The following is a 20,973-nucleotide window of genomic DNA, read 5'->3' on the forward strand; positions in this document are numbered from 1 at the left end:
CTGAGCCAGGATCAAACTCTCCATAAAAATGGTAAGCTGATTAGCTCAATTTGCATCACGCTAGCAATGCAATAAATCAAGGATGAAATTTGCCCTATCGGGTAAATTTCTTTGACGAGATAGCAATCTATCTCTTTTAATTCGCTTGGCTTTTGTTCAGTTTTCAAAGAACTAGTTTCACATCGCTCTTAAGCGACAATTAATAATTTACCACAAATCTCAAATCAACGCAATACCTTTTTCAAAAGAATTGAATTTATTAATTGCTGTCGTTCGCGGCGACAAGAAATAATATAGCACGGCCAACAAATCGATGCAATAGTTTTATAAAAAAATTAATAGATGTTAATCCACTAATAATTTATATCACTTCATTTAGGAGTTAAAACACAATATAGAAACAATTTTAAAACCGCTTCTCTTCAATCAAGAAGAAGCGAAAGCAACATCATAGTAACTAAAGAGAACGTAGCCCCTTTTCTTGTTTGCTAGGATTATTAATGGGTGTATTCCGATCATTGCCCCATTCTATCCAAGACCCTTCATATACTGTAATGTCTTCGAAACCCATTAAACGTAACGTGTAATACATATGAGAAGCTCGGTTTGCCTTATGACAATAAACTACAATGGATTTCTCCGGTATAACCCCGACTCCCTCTAAAAGCTTCGAGATTTGAGTAGCTTCTTTAAAGAACGGAACCTCGTCATCTTTCAATACTGTTGTCCATTCTAAATTCACTGCAGATGGAATATGACCACCTCGTCTTGCTAGAACTTTCTCTCCTTTATATTCTTCAGGTGAGCGGACATCAAAGAGAACAACCTCTTCTTTTCCAATCATTTTTCTAACGTCTTCTTTCTTAACCATTAGATCCTTTTTTATAGTAGCCTTGAAGTCGCCTTTAGACTTTAAAGAAGCTTCTTTTGAAACTTCCTTTTGATCAGCTAACCAAGCTTGATAACCACCGTTTAATAAGCGGACATTGTCGTGTCCATAGTACTCTAATGCATAGAACATTCTTGTAGCAGAGGTTTCCTTTCCCTCATCATAGATAACAATCGTTTGATCATTTCGTACTCCTAAATTCTGCATAAGGTGTTCAAACTTTTGTTTTGAAATTAAATACCCTTCAACAGGATGATCTTCATCAACTAACTTGTCGATAGATAGATGAACAGCTGTCGGTATATGCCCTTGATCATATCCAGCTTTTCGAACGTCTATGATATACACTCCCTCTTGTCCGAGATGTTCTTCAACCCAATTTGCATTGACTAATAAGTGAGCATTTGGATAATCACCGTCTTCAGCATACGCTTTTTCTATTCCTAAAGCACTTATTAGGACAAATATGAAACCTAACACAACGACTAATCTTCTATTCACCTTTTTCACCTCTTTGTAAGTATGACTTTATTATGACTCTTATTAGACAATCTTACTTTGCTCATTGAGATTTTTTAATAATCAAAGGCTGTTTTCGCATACATTGTTGTTTTTTAGGGTACGCGATCTCCTCATGTTCGTTCCATTTCGCTACGAGAAAAACGTTTCTTCACAGCATCAATCATTTCGAAAACAACCTAATCAAAAGAGGGTGATCCAGAATGCTTTATAAAAAAACATCTCTGAATCACCCTCAAAATTAAAATGATTGTTAATGAAGTTTGACTACTAATTATTTATTATGATAATCAATCTTAATTTTCGAAGCAGCTTTATCAGCACGTTCCAACGCATCTTCTACTGTATCAGCTGTACTTAGTGCAACTGCCATTCTTCGTCCCACTTTCGTTTCTGGCTTTCCGAACACACGAGCTTGAGTATTTGGTACCGCAAGAGCTTCTTCTAATCCGGAAATTTGATAAGTCGAACTTTCCTCCCACGCTTTTATTGCACGACTTGCTCCAGGTGAATGCAGATTAATTTCAGTGATTGGAAAACCTAAAATGGCTCTAACATGCAACGCGAATTCAGATAGACTTTGAGTGGCCAGTGTTACTAGACCTGTATCATGTGGTCTAGGTGATACTTCGCTAAAGTACACTTGATCCTTTGTTAAAAAAAGTTCAACACCAAAAAGTCCATAGCCTCCAAGTTCATCCGTAATTTTCTTTGCAATTCGTTGCGATTCTACTATTTGCTCTTCGCTCATTTGATGCGGTTGCCACGACTGAATGTAATCCCCGTCTTTTTGAACATGACCAATTGGAGCGCAATATGATGTGCCAGAAACCGAACGAACGGTTAATAGAGTAATTTCTGAATCAAACGTAATGAATTCTTCTACAATCACTCTCGTACTCTTACCCCTAGCACCTTCTAAAGCCATATTCCATGAGACCTCAATCTCTTCTTCGCTGCGACAAACACTTTGACCTTTCCCTGAAGAACTCATAAGCGGCTTGATAACACATGGTGTTCCAATCTTCCTAACCGCTTCCTTTAACTCTTCAAAAGAGTTAGCAAATTCATAGCCAGCAGTCGGTAATCCAAGCTCCTCACTTGCTAACCTTCTAATCCCTTCTCGATCCATCGTTAACTTTGTCGCTTGAGCAGTCGGCACAACATTGTACCCTTCTTTTTCTAGTTCAACAAGCACTTGCGTTTGTATTGCCTCGACCTCCGGAACAATAAAGTCAGGTTGTTCTACTTCAATAATAGAGCGTAATTGCTCCGCATCTAACATATCAACTACGTGAAAACGATGAGCTACTTGCATGGCAGGTGCCGCTGCATAACGATCAATAGCAATTGTTTCGACTCCTAATCGTTGCGCTTCAATAATGACTTCTTTACCTAACTCTCCTGATCCAAGCACCATCATTTTTTTCGCTAGTTTCGATTCTGAATCACCATACATAATTTTTAGCTCCCCTAACAACATTAAGTTTTCTATTTACAATAACGTTATTATACATCTTCCCATTAATCTAAATCAACTATTTTACGAACGTTAAAACCGAATAGATAAATCAACATTCGTATTTGTTACTTATTCAAAAAAGACGCCCACAATTTTAAAAAAATCGCGGACCGCCTTTTTATTTAATAATTTTTATTTGCCCTCTTCTTGCGGAAAAGCCTCAAATAGCTTCCCACTATTCATTCCGTCTACCAAATTTCTTAACCAATAGTAATAAGATTTAGACATTTCTAATTGATCATAAATCCGTTGGGCTTCATTACTTATTTCTTCTTTTATATCCTGGTCTAACAGTACCTCATTTAGCTCTTTTTGGGCACGGCTGATTGCATCAAGGTTGATCGTAACTTCCCTTTCCCATTTGCGTGAGAAAAAATTATTAAAAAAACGAAAGAAATCTTTCTCTGCTACAAAAGAATGTTTCCGACTCCCCCGCTGAAACGTTTTTTTCACGATGTTATATTCCTGCAGCTTCTTAACACCTGTGCTCATACTAGGTTTACTCATTCCTAGTTCCTCTAACATTTCGTCTAAGGTCATTTCATCTTCAAAATACATCGTTCCATAAAGAACACCTACACTTCTTGTCACCCCATACAAATCCATAGTTTCGGCAATCGAATCAATGACCATCATCTTCGCATTCTGAATTTGTTCATTTGCCTTTTCATCTGCTTCGTACACAAAACGTCCTCCGTTCTATCTATACATTTCCTCCTTATATTATCAAGAAATAACAAGGCTTCAAATCATTTATCGGAAATTTGTACACCCATTACTTCTGCTATCTTTTTGGGGATATCTGTATTATCAAGATTGCCACTAAACAAATTAGATCTAGGACCAAACGCATAGATAGGAACATTGGTACCAGAATGAACGTGAGTTGTCCAACCGATATACGCGCGCTTACTTATCATGTGATTAATTGCAATCGCCACTTCTTTCTTTTTCGCTTTTTTAATTTGCTTCGCTTCCTTTTTTGTTAGTTTAATTCCTGTATATTCTTTTATGATATTTGCTGCATTTCTGCGTTTATAATTGAGCTTTGAAGCAATGTAATTCCCCGTTGCCTTAGCTTCCTTTAACAGTTCTACATTAGCTACATATTCATCATAACCACTAACTGACATTCCCCCAGTATCATGATCTCCTGCAATGACAACTAACGTTTTTCCATTTTCTTTAGCAAAATCTAACACCTTTTCTACGGCTTCCTCAAAAGCTTTCGTCTCGTTCATCGCCCATACAGGATCATGAACATGTCCCGCTCTATCAATTTGCCCACCTTCAATCATTAGGAAAAAACCTTTGTCGTTAGTATGTAAAGACTGTATCGCTGCCGTAGTCATTTCTTCTAAACTTGGTTGTTCCTTTGTTCTTTTATCTATTACAGGAGTTAACTCTGCTTCCGCAAACAAACCTAACACTTTTTCCTCTGAACCGCTTAAGTTTAGTAATTGATCTCTCGTTTCTAAATAATAATATCCACTCGCTTTGGCAACCTCCAAAGTGTTAGCTTGCTCGTCATTGTGTGAAGTTTTGGAAAGAAAATGGCACTTCCCTCCTCCAAGAAGAACATCTACTTTCGTAATAAGTTGTTTAGCAATTTCAGTCTGATCTTTTCTAGATATAACATGTGCTCCAAATGCCGCAGGGGTTGCATCGGTAATTGAAACTGTAGTGACTAGCCCAGTCGATCTTCCTGACTCTTTTGCTCCCTCTAAAATCGTCTTCAGAATTTGTCCATCTGGTGTAACACCAATCATTTTGTTATTAGTTTTTACCCCTGTTGACATGGCTGTTGCAGCCGCCGCCGAATCTGTCACCCAACTATTTGCTGAATTCGTCTTCATCATCCCAATTAAAAATGGGTCGAAAACTAACTCTTCTCCTTTAAAAATCCGATAACTCGTCACATAACTAGTTGAAAAGCCATCAGGGATCATCAAAATAACATTCTCAACAACATCTTGCTCCTCGGCTTCAACGACCTGTAAATCAATCGGCAAAACGATCATTAGTAAACAAAAAAATACGATCGAACTTTTTTTGAAGTTATACATCATTTTTCCTCCATTGAATCCAATTACTTCAATTATTTGTCGTACGTCGTTAAATTATGAGCAACTTTACACATAAAGCATTGTTGATAAAAACCGAATTTTGTCTGTACAGCAAAAGCTCTTGTCGAATATTTGTTCGTAGTTATCCACTTTATCCACAATTTAGTTGTGAATAACCTTTTCTTATAACAACGTTTTAATCCTTTCTTGCCTAGGCTATTTCACTAATCAATAAAATTAAAGGCGTTTGTCCACTTCATAAATCCCCAATATCCATAGGCTGAAGTGATAATTAAATAATACTTCCCCACTTTAATTAACCGAGAGGAGAATGTTCATGTATAGAGACGACTTTCACGGAACTCAGTATTATCAACCAACTGATTCAAGATTCGGGTAGGAGCGATCGGACCAGTAGGTGCTGGTATTTTAGGTGCTGGTTTAGGCTTTTTAGGCGGTCAATTAGTCGGCCCTGGTTTTGGAACAGGTTACCCTGTAGGTGGGTATGGCTATCCTAGACCTCCTAGACCAGGGTACGGTTATCATCACCATGGCTTCGGAGGTTATAGCGGATTTGGTGGATACCCTGGCTATGGGCCACGTCCTTTCTAGATCTTATAGAACAAAAAGAAGATGGTGCCTTTTGCACCATCTTCCTTAATTACTTCTCATCTAATACTTCTTGTAACAATTCAAAGTTTGTATAACTATCAAATTCTGGAATTTTCGGGATATTATCCATATCCTTCATAAAGTTTGCGATGACTTCAGAACCTTCACGCATTTCATCTGTTACTCCCATAGAATAAATATTTCTACTCATGACTTCAGCAACTTGTTCTCTTGTTAAATTTTGAAGCTTTTCATCTAAAATATCAATCGCTTCTTCACGGTTATCATTAATGAAATCCGTCGCTCTTAATAAAGCACGTAGTAACGCTTTAACTGTATACGGATTTTCATCTAGAAATTGTTGGGTAACTTGGAATGTTGAATAGAATTGCATCCAATCAACGTCTCCTTCTTTTTCAGGCAAGTTTGCTACACGTCCACTAAATAAAAACTCTGCACCTTGGTCTAAACCAATCGTAATCCAAGGCTCCCACGCAGCCATCATATCGATATTACCATTATCTAAAGCAGCAATTTGGTCTGTTGGAGACATGTTAATGAAGTTTACCGTATCCAAGTCTACTCCTAGTTCATCAGCCATATTTTGAACAGCTACTGAGACACCAGCTCCTTGGACCATACCTATTGTTGCACCTTCAATATCCTTTGCACTATTTATCTCAAAATCCGGATGCGCAATTACTGCTTGTGTGCCTGAGACATTTGCCATTGGAGCAACAATTACATTCGGTACATTAACAGCACTTAATGAAATGTTCGTAATAGTAGTCTCAAAACTTAATTGTGCGTCACCACTAGCAATTAAAGGGCCAATATCCGGACCAGATTGAACAATATGATTGGTAACCGTTAATCCCTCATCTTCAAAAAAGCCCATCTCATCCGCAATAATCTGTTGGGCAGATACTTGAGTATCAATTACTCCATACATTGTTACTTCACTTACTTCTAAACTTCCATCTTCACCTTCTGTTGTTTCAGAATCTACATCTTCTGCTGCCCCTTCAGTACTTCCTACTTCATCTGAACAAGCCGATATTAGCATCATACAACATATGACTAGTATCGCTACCATCCATTTCGATAAAAGAGTGTTGTTTTTAGCCATTTGATTCATCCTCTACTATTTATTTTTGTACTGCATCATTGATTTGATTACCTTGCTTCCACTTAAACAATCTCGATTCTATTAAGCTCAAAATAAAGGCAAAAATAAAATATAACAATCCAATTAAAGCAGCTGCTAAGAACATATTTGCCATTTGAAAAAAGTTTCTAGAATCAATAATTAAATACCCTAAACCGGAATATGAACCGATCATTTCTGCTACCACCATTGCCGAAAATGAAATCGCCAATGTAACACGCATCCCGACAAAGATCGGCGGCAATGCTGACGGCAAAATAACCTTTGAAAAAACTTGCCGCTGATTAGCACCTAACGCCATTGCTGAACGTATTAAAGATGGATTTACATTCCGAATTCCATCCACGGTATAGGCTATCATCGGGATAGCAGTTGAATAAGTAATTAGAGTTAATTTTGAAACCTCTCCAACCCCCATCCAAATAATAAAGATAGGTAATAAGGCAAACGGCGGTATAGGTCCAATCATATTAATTAATGGATCTAATATGTTTTGAACAACTTTAAACTTAACAATCATAAATGCTAAAAATACAGCAATAATGACTCCTAGAGTAAACCCCACACCTAAGCGCCACGCACTTGACCAAATATGACCAAATAATTCTCCTCTTCCATATAAATGCAGAGCAGCTTCAACAACCGCAAAAGGTGTAGGTAGAAAAACTGGGTTAAACCAGCCGTATACTAGGTTTAACATCCCGACAATTTGCCAAATGACAAAGAAGCCTATAACAGTCATTGTTCTGCCTACTCTATCCTTGTCCCACATCGTTAATAATTTTGAACGCTGTGGGAGAGACTTCACTTTTATTGAAGTATTTGTATTTTGAACAGCAGCCATTTCCCTCACATCCCTTCTACTTTTGAAATGATTGGAGTTTCTTCTATTAAAAGATTCTCTAAGTACGAAACTAACTCTCCGAATTCTTTATTCTTCGCATCACGAGGCCGCTTCATTTGGACTTCCTCATTAGCTACGACAAGTCCATCTTTCATAACGAGGATTCGATCAGCTAAATAAACCGCTTCTGAAATACTGTGTGTTATAAATAAAACCATCGTTCGTAACTCCATCCAGATAGCAAGTAATTCTCTACGCATCGTTTCACGTGTTAAAATATCTAGCGCACCAAATGGCTCATCCATTAATAAGATTTCAGGTTCATTAGCTAACGCTCTAGCAATCCCTACTCTTTGCTGCATCCCACCAGATAATTGACTAGGGTATTGATCTCTTGCTGCAGATAACCCTACAAGTTGCAAATACTCTTCTGCTTTTTCTAACGAGTCCTTCTTACTCATTCCCTGCAGGTGAGGACCAAATGCAATATTTTCAATAACCGTATGCCATGGAAAAAGTGCATGCTCTTGAAAAACGACTCCACGTTCTTTAGCAGGCCCAGTCACTGGTTGCCCATTTACTGTTATTTGACCTTCATCAGGTTTGATAAAGCCAGCAATCATATTTAACAGTGTTGATTTCCCACAACCGCTATGACCCAAAATACAAACAAACTCTTGTGGCTTAATTTCAAAATCAACTCCATGTAAAACTTGCTTCTCTTCATATTTTGAGCGATATGTCTTTGAAACGTTTGAAATTTTCAAGCTCAACGGATTCACCCCTTAATGTTGATTGTCGATAGATCCTCTCTCTTTCACTAGTCATTTGGAAATTTTTCTTATTCTATATGTTCATATCATAAATTCAGAAAATTATTCAGTCATTGTTCAAAATAAACAAAAAAACCATTTCCGTTATTTAAAAAGTCCAACGTCATTACGAATGCTTAATAAAAGTGAACGGTTACAAATTGAGACGGTAAGGAAACTGCCTTTTACACCTTGCTCTGAATGCCGTCAGAAAATATAACATTGAATCTCAAGTTAATTAAAATAAGGATAATTTTGTTGGCTTTTCCTACTTGTAGCTCAACCTATATTCGTTATATTTGCTACAATTTCTTATGCTTATTTCCTAATGTATATGAAGAGGTGATTTTCGTAGATACTATTTTAGAAGCTAGTAATTTTTATCGGAAAGGATCTTACACAATGACAAATAAAGAAAACAACGACTTACGAATAAAAAGTATTGATATTAGCGAGGGAGAGAATCGTTCACCAAATAGAGCGATGCTAAGAGCTGTCGGTTTTACCGATGATGACTTTAAGAAGCCGATGATTGGTATAGCAAGCACTTGGAGTGAAGTGACACCTTGTAACATACATATCGATCAACTTGCACGAAAAGCAAAAGATGGAGCAACAGATGGAGACGGTGCACCGTTAATATTTAATACAATCACTGTTTCAGATGGAATTTCCATGGGACATGAGGGGATGCGCTACTCATTGCCAAGCCGCGAAGTCATAGCTGATTCAATTGAAACCGTAGTTGGAGCTGAACGACTAGACGGGGTTGTCGCCATCGGTGGCTGTGATAAAAATATGCCTGGCTGTATGATTGCCATTGGCCGATTAAACCTTCCTTCTGTATTTGTATACGGAGGAACGATTGCACCCGGAAAATCAAAGGAAGGCAAAGACATTGATATCGTTTCTGTGTTCGAAGCGGTTGGTCAGTATCGTGCGGGTACGATTAACCAAGAAGATTTAAAGGATATTGAATGTCATGCATGTCCTGGTGCCGGATCTTGTGGTGGAATGTACACAGCAAATACAATGGCTTCAGCTATTGAAGCAATGGGAATGAGTCTTCCTGGAAGTGCGTCAAATCCTGCAGAAACTTCTGAGAAATTAACGGATTGCTATGATGCTGGTAAGGCCGTTGTCGAACTTTTACGTAAAGGCATATATCCAAAAGATATCATGACGAAAGAAGCGTTTGAAAATGCGATTACCGTTGTTATGGCATTAGGTGGTTCCACCAATGCATTTCTTCACTTGCTAGCAATTGCTCATTCTGTCGATGTGGACTTATCACTTGATGACTTTGAACGTATTCGTAAAAAAGTGCCGCATATAGCGGACCTCAAACCAAGCGGACGTTATGTCATGCATGATCTACATTCAGTCGGGGGCGTATCAGCCGTAATGAAGCTACTTCTTGATGCTGGGTTGTTACACGGGGACTGTCTGACGGTAACAGGAAAAACACTTGCGGAAAACCTCGCAAAACAAAATCCATTAAAAGAAGGACAAGTTATCATTCGCCCGTTCGAAAACCCAATTCGCGAATCAGGTCCTCTTTTTGTATTAAAGGGGAATTTAGCACCTGAGGGCGGTATAGCTAAAATGTCGGGATTAAAAATTAAAAAGATTACAGGACCAGCGAAAGTATTCGACTCAGAGCCCGAAGCAACAAAAGCAGTTTTAGAAGATGAGATAAAAGCAGGCGACATTGTTGTTATCCGTTACGCTGGACCAAAGGGCGGCCCTGGTATGTCTGAAATGCTTTCAATCACAGCTATTATAGTTGGGAAAGGATTAGGAGAAAAGGTCGGACTGTTAACAGATGGGCGTTTTTCTGGAGGAACACACGGATTAGTAGTTGGCCACGTATCTCCTGAGGCACAAGTAGGTGGTCCTATTGCCTTAATTAAAACAGGTGACATGATTACGATTGATAGTGAAACTCAAGAACTTTCCGTTGATGTATCTGAAGAAGAAATGCGAAAGAGAGCAGCTGAATGGACAGAGCCACCTCTCAGGTACTCAAGAGGGGTTCTAAATAAATACGCTAGACTTGTATCATCAGCAGCAAAAGGCGCTGTCACGGATTAAAGCAGTAAAGAGGGGTCTGACCCCTACCCCCTCCGGGTAATGTCAGCCCCCTTCATACTTATACCATTTTGTCCGGTCTCACGATCTGATCAAATTGCTCTTCTGTCAGTATTCCCGACTTTAAAGAAGCTTCTCTTAGTGTCAAGCCTTCTTGATGAGCCAACTTTGCAATCGAAGCAGCTTTTTCATAACCAATATGTGGATTTAGCGCCGTTACTAACATTAGAGATTGCTCTACTTTTTGCTTGATTACATCTACATTTGCTTCAATCCCAACAGCACATTTATCATGAAATGAATTCATTGCATCTGTGAGTAATTGAATGGATTGGAGAAAGTTATATATAATAACCGGTTTAAATACATTAAGCTCGAAATTTCCCTGGCTTGCAGCAAAACCAATGGAAGCATCGTTCCCCATTACCTGACAAACGACCATCGTTAGGGCTTCACTTTGGGTCGGGTTTACCTTCCCTGGCATAATTGAACTCCCTGGTTCATTAGCAGGAATTGTGATCTCCCCAATACCCGATCGTGGTCCACTCGCCAGCCACCTAACATCATTGGCGATTTTCATAAGATCTGCTGCTAACGCCTTTAACGCACCGTGTATGTACACAAGTTCATCATGACTTGTGAGAGCGTGAAATTTATTTTTTGCAGTTATGAATGTTCGACCTATTATCTTGCTTATTTCCGTAGCAACTGATTCTCCAAATTGTGGATGAGCATTTATTCCAGTCCCGACAGCAGTCCCGCCTATCGCTAACTCTCTCAGCGTCTCCATGCTGTCTTTAACCATCTTTTCGTCTTTTTCTAACATTCGATGCCAACCACTAATTTCTTGCCCTAACGTTAATGGGGTTGCATCTTGAAGATGAGTTCTTCCTATTTTCACAAGATCTTTAAACTGATCTGTTTTTTTCCGAAGCGTGTTCTTTAGTTTCGAAATGGCTGGTAGCAACTCATCTTCAAGTTTAATAAAACTAGCAATATGCATCGCAGTTGGAAACGTATCATTTGAACTTTGTGACATGTTCACATCATCATTTGGGTGAACCCGTTCCTTAATATCCTGTTCTTCTAACAGTTCGTTCGCACGATTTGCAATGACTTCATTAACATTCATATTCGATTGTGTACCACTTCCAGTTTGCCACACCTTAAGTGGAAAATGTTCGTCAAGGTCCCCGTTTATTATTTCATCTGCAGCCTGAATAATCGCTTCCGCTTTTCTTTCGTTTAATGTGTTCAATTTTTGATTCACCAACGCTGCACTCTTTTTTAAAATAGCAAAAGCTTGAATGACTTCAATAGGCATCTGTTCGATCCCAATGGCAAAGTTTTCACAACTTCTCTGCGTTTGTGCGCCCCACTTTTTACTTGCTAACACTTGAATCTCACCAATCGTGTCTTTCTCCATTCGATAGTCCATTTTGTATCCCCCTCGCTTTCTTCTAACTTTCTATCTTCATCGATATTCAATTTATCACCCGGCTATGTTGTCGTTTTAGTTTTTATAATGTCAAAAAAAGGTTGAACAAACGTTTGATTAAAATATTGCATTTACTAGTTTCTTAGAACGAAACAACATTAAAAACTAGTACACCTATTAAAAAACAAATACACAACGCTGCACTGACGACTGCTTTTCCTCCGTCACTCATTGTTCTCCCTCCAAATCATGTTTATCGCTTGTACAAACATTATGACCAGCAACTTGATTTGATATACTTGGAACATATGAGATTGAGAGGTTTATATTTAAATTAAAATACGTACCATTTCGTCAGTTATTTTAACGAATTGGTACGTATAATAAAATAATAAAATGATAAAATGATCGTTCTTCATTCAGAATTCCATAAAGATTTCAAAAGCACAACTAACTTATCCGCTTCACTTTTGGCACGCTCGGCAAACTATTGCGGCAATCCTCTAAAATAGTGATATCTTCTTCAGTGACGTCACGCATTCGGCTAACCTTCTGTCTTACCGTATTGGCCCTTATCAGTTTATCGACATTCTCCCCGGTTATAACAAACGTTACCTTTGTCGCAATGTAGACTAAATCTTTGTAAGCTTGATACTTCAATTTAAGGGCACTAATATCGAATGTATTGATTATTTCGCGAAGATGGTGTTCAATTTCATAGCATAGTTGGTACGCATATAATTGACGTTCTGATACTTGAAACATGACGGACACCTCCTGGGATTGTTACATATATAATTCGACCATCGCCGTCCGTCTTCCTCTATACACATCATAGGAAAATGACTTTAAGTCGTTTCTGCCTAGAATTAAAAAAATCAACGCACAAGTCACTGACTTAGAAACGTTGATTAAACGGGTATGTCCACCCTTTTTTAATATGTATGGTGGAGCATAACGGGATCGAACCGATGACCTCTTCGCTGCCAGCGAAGCGCTCTCCCAGCTGAGCTAATGCCCCATATAGAATACTCTTTTATTATAAGATTTTCTATACGTAATGACAAGCTCATATTTTGTTAAAAAATTAAATCTAATATCCACCAAAATACACCAGCTACCACAGCAATAACCAAAGAGCTTACTAAACTTTCTAATGTTAATTTTCTATGCTTGACCACATCAAAAATGAGCCAGCCACAAAAGATTGAAAATGCAAATACGATCGTAGACATAACGGCCTCTCCTACATATAAAATATCAAAACAATCATAGCAGAGTCACGGTTGCTACGGCAAGCCAATGGCTATACTGTATAGTATGAATTGGTAAATAGGAGAGAAACTTTATGCAACAATGGTTATTCATTCGAACACTTTTAGGACACGTTCCACTTGTCGTAAAGCTTCTTTTCGCCGTAATTGGCTCAGGCGTTCTTGCAGGTGCACTTGTTCATTTGCTAGAACCAGAGAGGTTTTCTACATGGTTTGAGGGAATCTGGTGGGCGTTTGTAACCGTCTCAACAGTAGGATACGGAGATTTTGTACCGGAATCGACAATTACTAGAATTGTAGCTATTGTTTTAATTTTTGTCGGAGTTGGGTTTATGACGTTGCTTGTTACTTCTTTTGCCGGTGCAGCTGTCTCCATTAATCAATCAGCAAAAGAAGGTGTCATCTCATTTATTGGTAAAGACCACATTGTTGTCATTGGATGGAATGAAAGAAGCCGACAATCAATTGAAAACATCCAACTAGCTCTACCATATATAAAGATTGTTTTAATAGATGAAACGTTAGATGAGCTCCCAAAAGAGCTTAAAAATGTCCATTTTGTAAAAGGAAACAGTAGTGAAGACGCTATCTTAAAACAAGCAAATATTTCTCTAGCCCGCTCTGTGCTTATTACAGCAAAGCATCAAGGTAGTGAATTTACTGCTGATGCAAGATCGATTCTAACTACACTTGCCGTTAAGGGACAAAACTCTGATGTTTATACTACCGTTGAAATTCTGACAAAGGAACAACTCGCAAATGCAAAGAGAGCTGGAGCGGATAAGTGCGTGGAGTCAACAACACTAACTGGATCCGTACTTACATCAAATCTCCTACATCAACAAACCAGCGATGTTATAAATCAATTTCTTGAATACAATGAGAAAAATTTAGTAGAATTTAGATTAGTTACAGAGAAGCTTGTTGGAAAATCTTTTATTGATACACTGCCTCTCTTTTATAAAGAAGAGATGTTAATCATTGGACTAAAAAGAAGCGGGCAAATATTATTTCACCCGCACTCCTCTTTGCTTCTTGAGCCAAATGATGAGTTAATCGTTCTTAAATCTAATAAAGCAACGTAAGTTCCAATTCTTCCACAAGACTTTTTGCAGTCGGCATATATTTTTGGTCAACAGTTGAATCCTTATCGACCGGCTCTTGAAATTGATTTATCGCACTGTTATACGCCATTCGAAACAAACCATTAAAGACATCGGGATTATCATCTAATCCTTCCTGATACTTATGGTTAAGTAAGAATGGCGTTCCTAATTGAACCGTCACTCCTCGTTGGTCCAATTCTCCATCCACTGCTCGAAAAGGAAGACGTAAAAACGTATAGCCATCCTCTTCGTCAATCTTATAATCAAAGTATCCATGGTCATATTCCCAGCCGCCACCAATATCATATCCTAATGGCTTTAATTTATCTTCTAATTCTTTTAGCTTCATTTCTTTACCTTCAACGGTCGATTGAAGAGCAATCATTACCCTCATCCTTTCACAAACGTTCTAAAATTCACCTACAGATAGTGTCACCACGGACGACATTTTTATGAGAGAGATAAAGAAAAGGCTGCTCTTGCCTTTTCTTTATCTCTCTCGCACTGAGCGTAGCCGCCGTTTTGTTTTTAGCCTTTTGAGTGCTTTTTTCAAAAGGCGTACGGCGCACGGAGCCAATGCCGATTCTTGTAAAAGGCCGGGCTTGCTTTTTGGTTTTACCTTTTAAACAAACGATTATTTAAACGAACATAAAAAAGTTGCTGAGCTAAGACCTCAGCAACTTTTTCACTTTATTTTAAGCGAGCTTCAAGCTCTGCTTTTTCTTTTTCAAAACCAGGTTTACCTAATAGAGCAAACATATTCTTCTTGTATGCTTCTACACCCTCTTGGTCAAATGGATTTACACCAAGTAAGTATCCACTAATGCCCACTGCTTTTTCAAAGAAGTATACAAGGTATCCAAAGTAGTACTCATTAAGTTCAGGAACGTTGACGATTAAGTTAGGTACGCCTCCGTCTGTATGAGCAAGCATCGTTCCTTGGAACGCTTTTTTGTTAACAAAATCCATTGTTTGACCTGCTAGGTAGTTTAGGCCGTCTAAATCACTTGCTGCTTCCTCAATCGTTACATGCTCGCGTACGTTTTCAACGTTAATAATCGTTTCAAAAAGGTCACGGCGACCATCTTGAACATATTGCCCCATTGAATGAAGATCTGTAGAGAAATCAACAGACGCAGGATAAATTCCTTTGCCATCTTTCCCTTCACTTTCGCCAAATAATTGCTTCCACCATTCTGAAACAAAGTGAAGAGAAGGCTCGTAGTTCACCATTAATTCGATTGTTTTTCCTTTGTTATAAAGGGCATTACGAACAACCGCATATTGATACGATTCATTTTCAGCTAAATTTGGATTAGAGAAGTCCTCACTTGCTGCTTCTGCACCTTTCATCATTGTTTCGATATCTAAACCGCTTACTGCAATTGGAAGCAAACCAACAGCAGTTAACACAGAGAAACGGCCACCAACATCATCTGGAACGACAAATGTTTCGTACCCTTCTTCTGTAGCAAGCGTTTTAAGAGCTCCTTTTGCACGGTCAGTTGTAGCATAAATACGCTTACGAGCTTCTTCTACTCCATATTTCTTTTCTAAATAATCACGGAAAATACGGAATGCAATAGCTGGTTCTGTTGTTGTACCTGATTTCGAGATAACATTAACTGAAACATCTTTTCCTTCAATAAGAGCTAGTAAATCTTTCACATAAGTTGAACTAATGTTTTGTCCAACAAAGAAAACTTGCGGCGTTTTACGCTCTTCTTTTGAAAGGTTATTATAGAATGAATGGTTTAAAGCTTCAATCGCAGCACGTGCTCCTAAATAAGAACCGCCAATTCCAATAACGAGTAATACATCAGAATCACTTTGGATTTTTTCAGCAGCTGCTTGGATACGTGAAAACTCTTCACGATCATAATTTTTCGGAAGATCGATCCAACCCAAGAAGTCACTACCAGCTCCACTTTTATTATGTAATGCTTCATGCGCAGCTGCTACAGCATCTTGCATGTAATCAACTTCATGTTGATTAAAAAACGTCAATGCTTTTGTATAGTCGAAACGTACTTTTTCCATCTTTCAGCCTCCATACTGTAATCTTATTCTCTTTCACTTTATCTAAAGCTTTAGAAAGAATCAAGCACTCAATATAAAGAAAATTAAGAAATATGATATATTTAACAATTTCGTAAAGATAATCGGGAACTCCAAGGAAAAAAGCCTCTCCTCGGAGCTAAAAATGTTCTTTATAGAATTTTATAGTGCAGCAGTTAATATGCTTGTTACATCTTCTTTATCTAAAGGCTTAAAGTTTCCAAACTTCCCACGATTTGAAGCAAGCGTCGACATTTTTTCAATCTGACTATCATCTATATCGTAATCCGCTAAACGGTTTGGAGCACCTAAAGAAGTCCAGAATGATGATAATTTTTCAATCCCTTCAAGAGCAATCTCTTTATCTGATTTACCGTTTTGATCTACACCTAGGACACGGGTTGCAAGTTGCACATGACGACTAATTTTTTCATCTATTGTGTAACGTAACCAATGTGGGAATAAAATCGCTAACCCTCCCAACCTAATTTTTCATTCGTTTCCCAATTAGTGATAACGGACCCAGCATTCATTTCTGAGCCTGTCGCAGCTAATGTTAAAATTGTACCAAGGGGCAAGGCGTCTGTTGGTTGAGCTGTCTTTTTAATAATATCCCAAATATCCGCTTCTGATTTCGCACCAACTGCAATTGCCTTTGAAGCATCGATAACACTTCCTCCACCTACTGCTAAGACAAGATCTATTCCATTTTCTCTGCAAGCGTCAATTCCTTTTCTTACCGTTGTTAATCTTGGGTTTGGCTCGACCCCCGCTAACTCTGTTACTTGCATTTCTGCTTCATTTAATTGTTGTAAGACAAAATCATATAAACCATTCCGTTTAATACTTCCACCACCATAAACAAGAAGCACCTTTTTGCCGTAGTTTTTCACTTCATTTGCTAATGCCTCATTTTAACCTTTTCCAAAAATTAGTTTTGTCGGATTGTTAAAAACAAATGGTTCCATACTATCTCCTCCTATTCCCCTCCATTATTACCAAGTGAGAAGCAATTGTAAACGATTGGCACTTGTTGCTTTGCATAATTCTATTTGATTTTCACATTCTAAAGGGTGAAACACAACAAATGGAGTTGTGTAAGACAATTTTTAAATTGTCGTGACATTTATTAAATGTCTATAACCATAACTGGAGGTGAATAATGTGAGCGGTATTCAACGTACAGCATTAGTATTAGCGATTATTGGTGCAATTAACTGGGGACTAATCGGGTTCTTCCGTTTTGACCTTGTTGCAGCCATTTTCGGTGGTCAGGCAGCAGCTTTCTCACGTGTAATCTATGCCCTAGTTGGTTTAGCAGGTCTATATTGTATATCAATTCTTTTCAAACCAGATGAGGAGCTTGAACGTGTTCCTGAAACACAACGTTAATAGAAAAGGGTCTGACCTCTCTTGAGCGTCAGACCCTTTTCAGGTATATAAAAAAAGGTCGGGTTTTACCTTTTTTTATATACCTGAAGCCCTGGGCGTAGCCGCCGTTGTCACTTCAGCCTTTTAAGCGCCCTTCTTAAAAGGCGTACGGCGCGCGGAGCCAGGGCCCTTCCCTTTGACTTCCCTCTTTCTAGAAGAAAAAAAGGCGGGTTTACCTTTTTTATATAACTGAAGCCCTGGGCGTAGCCGCCGTTATCACCTCAGCCTTTTAAGCGCCCTTCTTAAAAGGCGTACTGCGTGCGGAGCCAGGGCCACTCCCTTTGACTTCCCTCTTTCTAAAAAGAAAAAGGTCGCTGAAAAAGTCCTTTTTAGCGGATTCGAGGAAGCAGCAATGGCTCCACACGTTGCGCGCCTGCTATGAGAAAACCACTCATAGCAAGCTTTAAGACAAAGCAACGGTTCCGCTCATTGCTTAAAGGCCACCGAAAAAGGTCAAAACCGTACCTTTTTCAGTGGCCTCGGTCGGTTTTACCTTTTTTTATATACCTGAAAAGAAAAAAAGCACTCAAATGAGTGCTTTTACTATATTACTTCTTCGCGCGCTTGTTTAAGTCAGCTTGGATTTCGTTTGATTGCTTTAACCATTCTTTAAGCTTATCTTCCAATGTGTTAAATCCTTGTTGCTGTTGTTGCTTTTGTACTTGTGGTTTACGACCGCCACCAGCATTTCCTTGTGGACGAGGCTTAGCCGGACGAGCTGGACGCTCAGGAGCTTCTTGTGTAGCACGGATAGAAAGTGAGATTTTTCCAGAACCCTCTTCTACATTCATGATTTTCACTTTCACTTCGTCCCCAACTTTAAGAACATCATTAATATCCTTAACGAAACCGTGCGCTACTTCTGAAATATGAACAAGTCCTTGCTTTTTTTCATCAAGAGCTACGAAAGCACCAAATGGCTTAATGCCAGTAACTTTTCCTTCAACGATATTGCCTACTTCATAATTTGACATATACATACATCTCCTAGATAATTTTTAACCTTTTAATTTTAACACAACTAGAGCGTTTAAGCAAAAACGGATTGTACTCTTTTTGTATTGTTATCATATACCCTATAATTTCAGCAAGTAAACAAGCTTTTGTGGATTTAAAAAGGAGGTGCCTCAAAAGGTCTATTTTTGACCTTTTGAAGCACCCCCACGTTCTTATTTTGCTTGTAACTGCCCTCTTGAAAGATAGCGCTCTTCTAACTCAATTTTCAAATCACGTTTGTACTTTTCTAATTTATACTCATTTTTTCGATCCATTAACGTAATAACCGTTCCAGCCTTGCCCATTCTTCCTGTACGCCCAGCTCGGTGCAAGTAGCTATCAGGACTTGCCGGAGGATCCAATTGAATAATATGTGTAACATCATCGACATCAAGCCCTCTCGCAGCCACATCTGTCGCTACAAGTATATGGGTATCTCCTTTTCTGAAGGATTGGAGGGCATGCTCCCTTTCCTGCTTTCCTTGGTCTGAAGATAATGCTAATGCCTTAATTCCTTTATAAGAGAACTTTTCAGCTGTTTCAGCTAATTTTTCTAATTGATTGACAAACACAATTCCTTTTTCAATTTTTTCTGCATGAATTAAGCGTCTAGCCGTATCAATCTTATCTCTCGTATCTACTCTGATAAAAAGATGTTTCACCTGTTCTGTATTTAGTAGTCCACCTTCTGCTTCAATCTGAACAACAAATGGGGCGGCATCTGCCACTTGTTCAGAGAAATCTTTTGGTATCGTTGCAGAAACAAATAAGAACTGAGTCTCTCTTCCTGCCCGTTTTGCTATCTGCATCGTTGCTTCCCACGATGGACGCTCTGCCATCATCCGGTCAGCTTCATCAACGGCAACGACTTTCACTTCATGGAGCTTTAATTTCTTTATTTCAATCAGTTCTAATAGTCGACCTGGTGTGCCAATCGCCAATTGTGGTTTTTGCTTTTTTAACTTTTCAACTTGTCGCTTTATATTGGCTCCCCCGATAAACGCGCCAATTTCAATTGATTCTTCTTTCGTCAAGCTTTTTGCTACTTCATGCACTTGCATGGCAAGCTCCTGAGTAGGTGCTAACACAACGACTTGAAGGCCTTTTTTATCCTTTTCAATCTTCGCAAGTGCAGGAAGAAGAAAAGCTAGCGTCTTTCCTGTCCCTGTTTGTGAACGTGCAATTAAGCTTTGCCCTTCAAGGGCTTCTGGAATCATTTTTGCTTGAATATCAGTTGGATCGGTAACACCTATATTTTTTAATGCATCAACCAAAAAACTTGGTAATACATGAAATGAAAATGTTTCGCTCATTCTTTTCCCTCTTTCTATTTAAAACGTTTCTGTGCGCTTTAGTTGGTCTACTTGTTGCCCTGTTAATAGGTGAAGCTCATTTAAGAATGCTTGTTGGAAGGTGCCAATACCGAGGCTATTCGTTTTTCCATATGCCTGCTCACCAGCAATACCATAATAGGTAACTGCACTCGTTGTTGCTTCAAGGATATTTTCACGATTAGCAGCTATAAATGCACCAATTACTCCTCCTAAAAGGCAACCAGTTCCTACCACTTTCGTCATCCAAAGGTGTCCATTATGAATGGCTTGAGCACGAATCCCATCGGTTACAACATCCACCTCACCCGTAACAACACATACACATTGAAATTGAGTCGCTGCGCGTTTCGCTAATTCTAATTTATCGCCTTCCATATTTCCATCTACGCCCTTGACCTTAGCTTCCACTCCAACAAGAGAAGCAATCTCCCCAGCGTTCCCTCTCAACACAGAAATATGTACTTGGTCCAAAATTCTCTTACTGCTTTCTGTTCGAAACACTGTTGCCCCTGCCCCAACCGGGTCAAGAACAACTGGTACTCCAGCACGATTAGCTGCTTGTCCGGCTACAATCATCTGTTCAATCTGCGTTTTTGAAAATGTTCCAATATTTAATAATAAAGCTCCTGCTACACTAGCCAAGTCTGCTACTTCTTCATCAGCATACGCCATTACTGGCGATGCACCTAATGCTAATAACCCATTCGCAGTAAAATTCGTAACTACTACATTGGTCATACAATGGACCAATGGATTCTCTTTTCGAACATGCTCTAACAAATGAACCGCCCTCTTCTTGTTGTAATAATCATG

18 protein-coding genes, 1 tRNA gene and 1 pseudogene are annotated in these 20,973 nt (G+C 38.7%); 3 read left to right on the top strand and 17 right to left on the bottom strand.

Features of this window, described 5'->3' with window-relative positions; translation table 11 throughout:
* Nucleotides 1-457 precede the first annotated feature (457 nt).
* From SAY88_RS21515 to SAY88_RS21545, 7 genes are all read right to left on the bottom strand, one after another.
* Nucleotides 458-1,390 carry a sulfurtransferase gene (locus SAY88_RS21515; RefSeq protein ID WP_332634238.1) on the bottom strand — a complete coding sequence of 311 codons (933 nt, stop codon included), beginning with the start codon at nucleotides 1,388-1,390 and terminating at the stop codon, nucleotides 458-460.
* Nucleotides 1,391-1,682: 292 nt separating this feature from the next.
* Nucleotides 1,683-2,867: a formate-dependent phosphoribosylglycinamide formyltransferase gene (purT, locus tag SAY88_RS21520; RefSeq protein ID WP_332634240.1), complete on the bottom strand. Its 1,185-nt coding sequence runs from the start codon at nucleotides 2,865-2,867 to the stop codon at nucleotides 1,683-1,685.
* Nucleotides 2,868-3,062: 195 nt separating this feature from the next.
* Entirely contained in the window at nucleotides 3,063-3,614 is a 552-nt protein-coding gene (gene cudC, locus SAY88_RS21525; protein ID WP_431308906.1) for a choline uptake/conversion transcriptional regulator CudC, read from the bottom strand.
* Between the two features lie 65 nt (nucleotides 3,615-3,679).
* Nucleotides 3,680-4,999, bottom strand: a complete 1,320-nt coding sequence (locus SAY88_RS21530) for an alkaline phosphatase (protein ID WP_332634242.1) — start codon at nucleotides 4,997-4,999, stop codon at nucleotides 3,680-3,682.
* Between the two features lie 658 nt (nucleotides 5,000-5,657).
* The gene (locus SAY88_RS21535) at nucleotides 5,658-6,737 is read right to left on the bottom strand and encodes an ABC transporter substrate-binding protein (RefSeq protein ID WP_332634243.1); all 1,080 of its coding nucleotides are present in this window, start codon (nucleotides 6,735-6,737) and stop codon (nucleotides 5,658-5,660) included.
* A gap of 19 nt (nucleotides 6,738-6,756) precedes the next feature.
* The gene (locus tag SAY88_RS21540; protein WP_332634244.1) at nucleotides 6,757-7,620 is read right to left on the bottom strand and encodes an ABC transporter permease; all 864 of its coding nucleotides are present in this window, start codon (nucleotides 7,618-7,620) and stop codon (nucleotides 6,757-6,759) included.
* 5 nt (nucleotides 7,621-7,625) lie between these two features.
* Nucleotides 7,626-8,393, bottom strand: a complete 768-nt coding sequence (locus SAY88_RS21545; RefSeq protein WP_332634245.1) for an ABC transporter ATP-binding protein — start codon at nucleotides 8,391-8,393, stop codon at nucleotides 7,626-7,628.
* Nucleotides 8,394-8,834: 441 nt separating this feature from the next.
* Here SAY88_RS21545 and ilvD point away from each other — a divergent pair, with 441 nt between their 5' ends.
* Nucleotides 8,835-10,526 (top strand): dihydroxy-acid dehydratase, encoded by a 1,692-nt coding sequence (ilvD, locus tag SAY88_RS21550; protein ID WP_332634246.1) that lies wholly within the window; start codon nucleotides 8,835-8,837, stop codon nucleotides 10,524-10,526.
* A gap of 58 nt (nucleotides 10,527-10,584) precedes the next feature.
* On the opposite strand, the gene fumC is transcribed toward ilvD, so the two are convergent.
* The 4 genes from fumC to SAY88_RS21570 all read right to left on the bottom strand — a co-directional run bounded on the left by fumC (nucleotide 10,585) and on the right by SAY88_RS21570 (nucleotide 13,196).
* Nucleotides 10,585-11,961 carry a class II fumarate hydratase gene (gene fumC / locus SAY88_RS21555; protein ID WP_332634248.1) on the bottom strand — a complete coding sequence of 459 codons (1,377 nt, stop codon included), beginning with the start codon at nucleotides 11,959-11,961 and terminating at the stop codon, nucleotides 10,585-10,587.
* A gap of 450 nt (nucleotides 11,962-12,411) precedes the next feature.
* A complete protein-coding gene (locus tag SAY88_RS21560; RefSeq protein ID WP_332634249.1) occupies nucleotides 12,412-12,726 on the bottom strand; it encodes a hypothetical protein in 315 nt (104 codons plus the stop codon).
* Between the two features lie 180 nt (nucleotides 12,727-12,906).
* Nucleotides 12,907-12,982 (bottom strand) — tRNA-Ala (locus tag SAY88_RS21565).
* Nucleotides 12,983-13,040: 58 nt separating this feature from the next.
* Nucleotides 13,041-13,196: a hypothetical protein gene (locus SAY88_RS21570; protein WP_332634251.1), complete on the bottom strand. Its 156-nt coding sequence runs from the start codon at nucleotides 13,194-13,196 to the stop codon at nucleotides 13,041-13,043.
* Between the two features lie 113 nt (nucleotides 13,197-13,309).
* Here SAY88_RS21570 and SAY88_RS21575 point away from each other — a divergent pair, with 113 nt between their 5' ends.
* Nucleotides 13,310-14,320, top strand: a complete 1,011-nt coding sequence (locus tag SAY88_RS21575; protein ID WP_332634252.1) for a potassium channel family protein — start codon at nucleotides 13,310-13,312, stop codon at nucleotides 14,318-14,320.
* On the opposite strand, the gene SAY88_RS21580 is transcribed toward SAY88_RS21575, so the two are convergent.
* From SAY88_RS21580 to SAY88_RS21590, 3 genes and pseudogenes are all read right to left on the bottom strand, one after another.
* Nucleotides 14,304-14,726 (bottom strand): YugN-like family protein, encoded by a 423-nt coding sequence (locus SAY88_RS21580; RefSeq protein WP_332634253.1) that lies wholly within the window; start codon nucleotides 14,724-14,726, stop codon nucleotides 14,304-14,306. The genes SAY88_RS21575 and SAY88_RS21580 overlap by 17 nt on opposite strands.
* Before the next feature lie 305 nt (nucleotides 14,727-15,031).
* A complete protein-coding gene (locus SAY88_RS21585; RefSeq protein WP_332634255.1) occupies nucleotides 15,032-16,381 on the bottom strand; it encodes a glucose-6-phosphate isomerase in 1,350 nt (449 codons plus the stop codon).
* A gap of 180 nt (nucleotides 16,382-16,561) precedes the next feature.
* Nucleotides 16,562-17,367 (bottom strand): annotated as a pseudogene (locus tag SAY88_RS21590) (iron-containing alcohol dehydrogenase).
* A 196-nt stretch (nucleotides 17,368-17,563) separates the two neighbouring features.
* On the opposite strand from SAY88_RS21590, the gene SAY88_RS21595 reads away from it, so the two are divergent.
* The gene (locus SAY88_RS21595; RefSeq protein ID WP_034626543.1) at nucleotides 17,564-17,791 is read left to right on the top strand and encodes a DUF378 domain-containing protein; all 228 of its coding nucleotides are present in this window, start codon (nucleotides 17,564-17,566) and stop codon (nucleotides 17,789-17,791) included.
* A gap of 587 nt (nucleotides 17,792-18,378) precedes the next feature.
* Here the strand turns inward: SAY88_RS21595 and yugI are convergent.
* The 3 genes from yugI to thiM all read right to left on the bottom strand — a co-directional run bounded on the left by yugI (nucleotide 18,379) and on the right by thiM (nucleotide 20,940).
* A complete protein-coding gene (gene yugI / locus SAY88_RS21600) occupies nucleotides 18,379-18,804 on the bottom strand; it encodes a S1 domain-containing post-transcriptional regulator GSP13 (RefSeq protein WP_250097775.1) in 426 nt (141 codons plus the stop codon).
* Nucleotides 18,805-18,999: 195 nt separating this feature from the next.
* Nucleotides 19,000-20,139, bottom strand: a complete 1,140-nt coding sequence (locus tag SAY88_RS21605; RefSeq protein ID WP_332634257.1) for a DEAD/DEAH box helicase — start codon at nucleotides 20,137-20,139, stop codon at nucleotides 19,000-19,002.
* An 18-nt stretch (nucleotides 20,140-20,157) separates the two neighbouring features.
* Nucleotides 20,158-20,940, bottom strand: a complete 783-nt coding sequence (gene thiM, locus SAY88_RS21610) for a hydroxyethylthiazole kinase (protein ID WP_488803303.1) — start codon at nucleotides 20,938-20,940, stop codon at nucleotides 20,158-20,160.
* Nucleotides 20,941-20,973 lie beyond the last annotated feature (33 nt).

It is taken from the genome of Halalkalibacter flavus (genome assembly GCF_036663575.1).
Taxonomy (GTDB): domain Bacteria; phylum Bacillota; class Bacilli; order Bacillales; family Bacillaceae_D; genus Halalkalibacter; species Halalkalibacter flavus.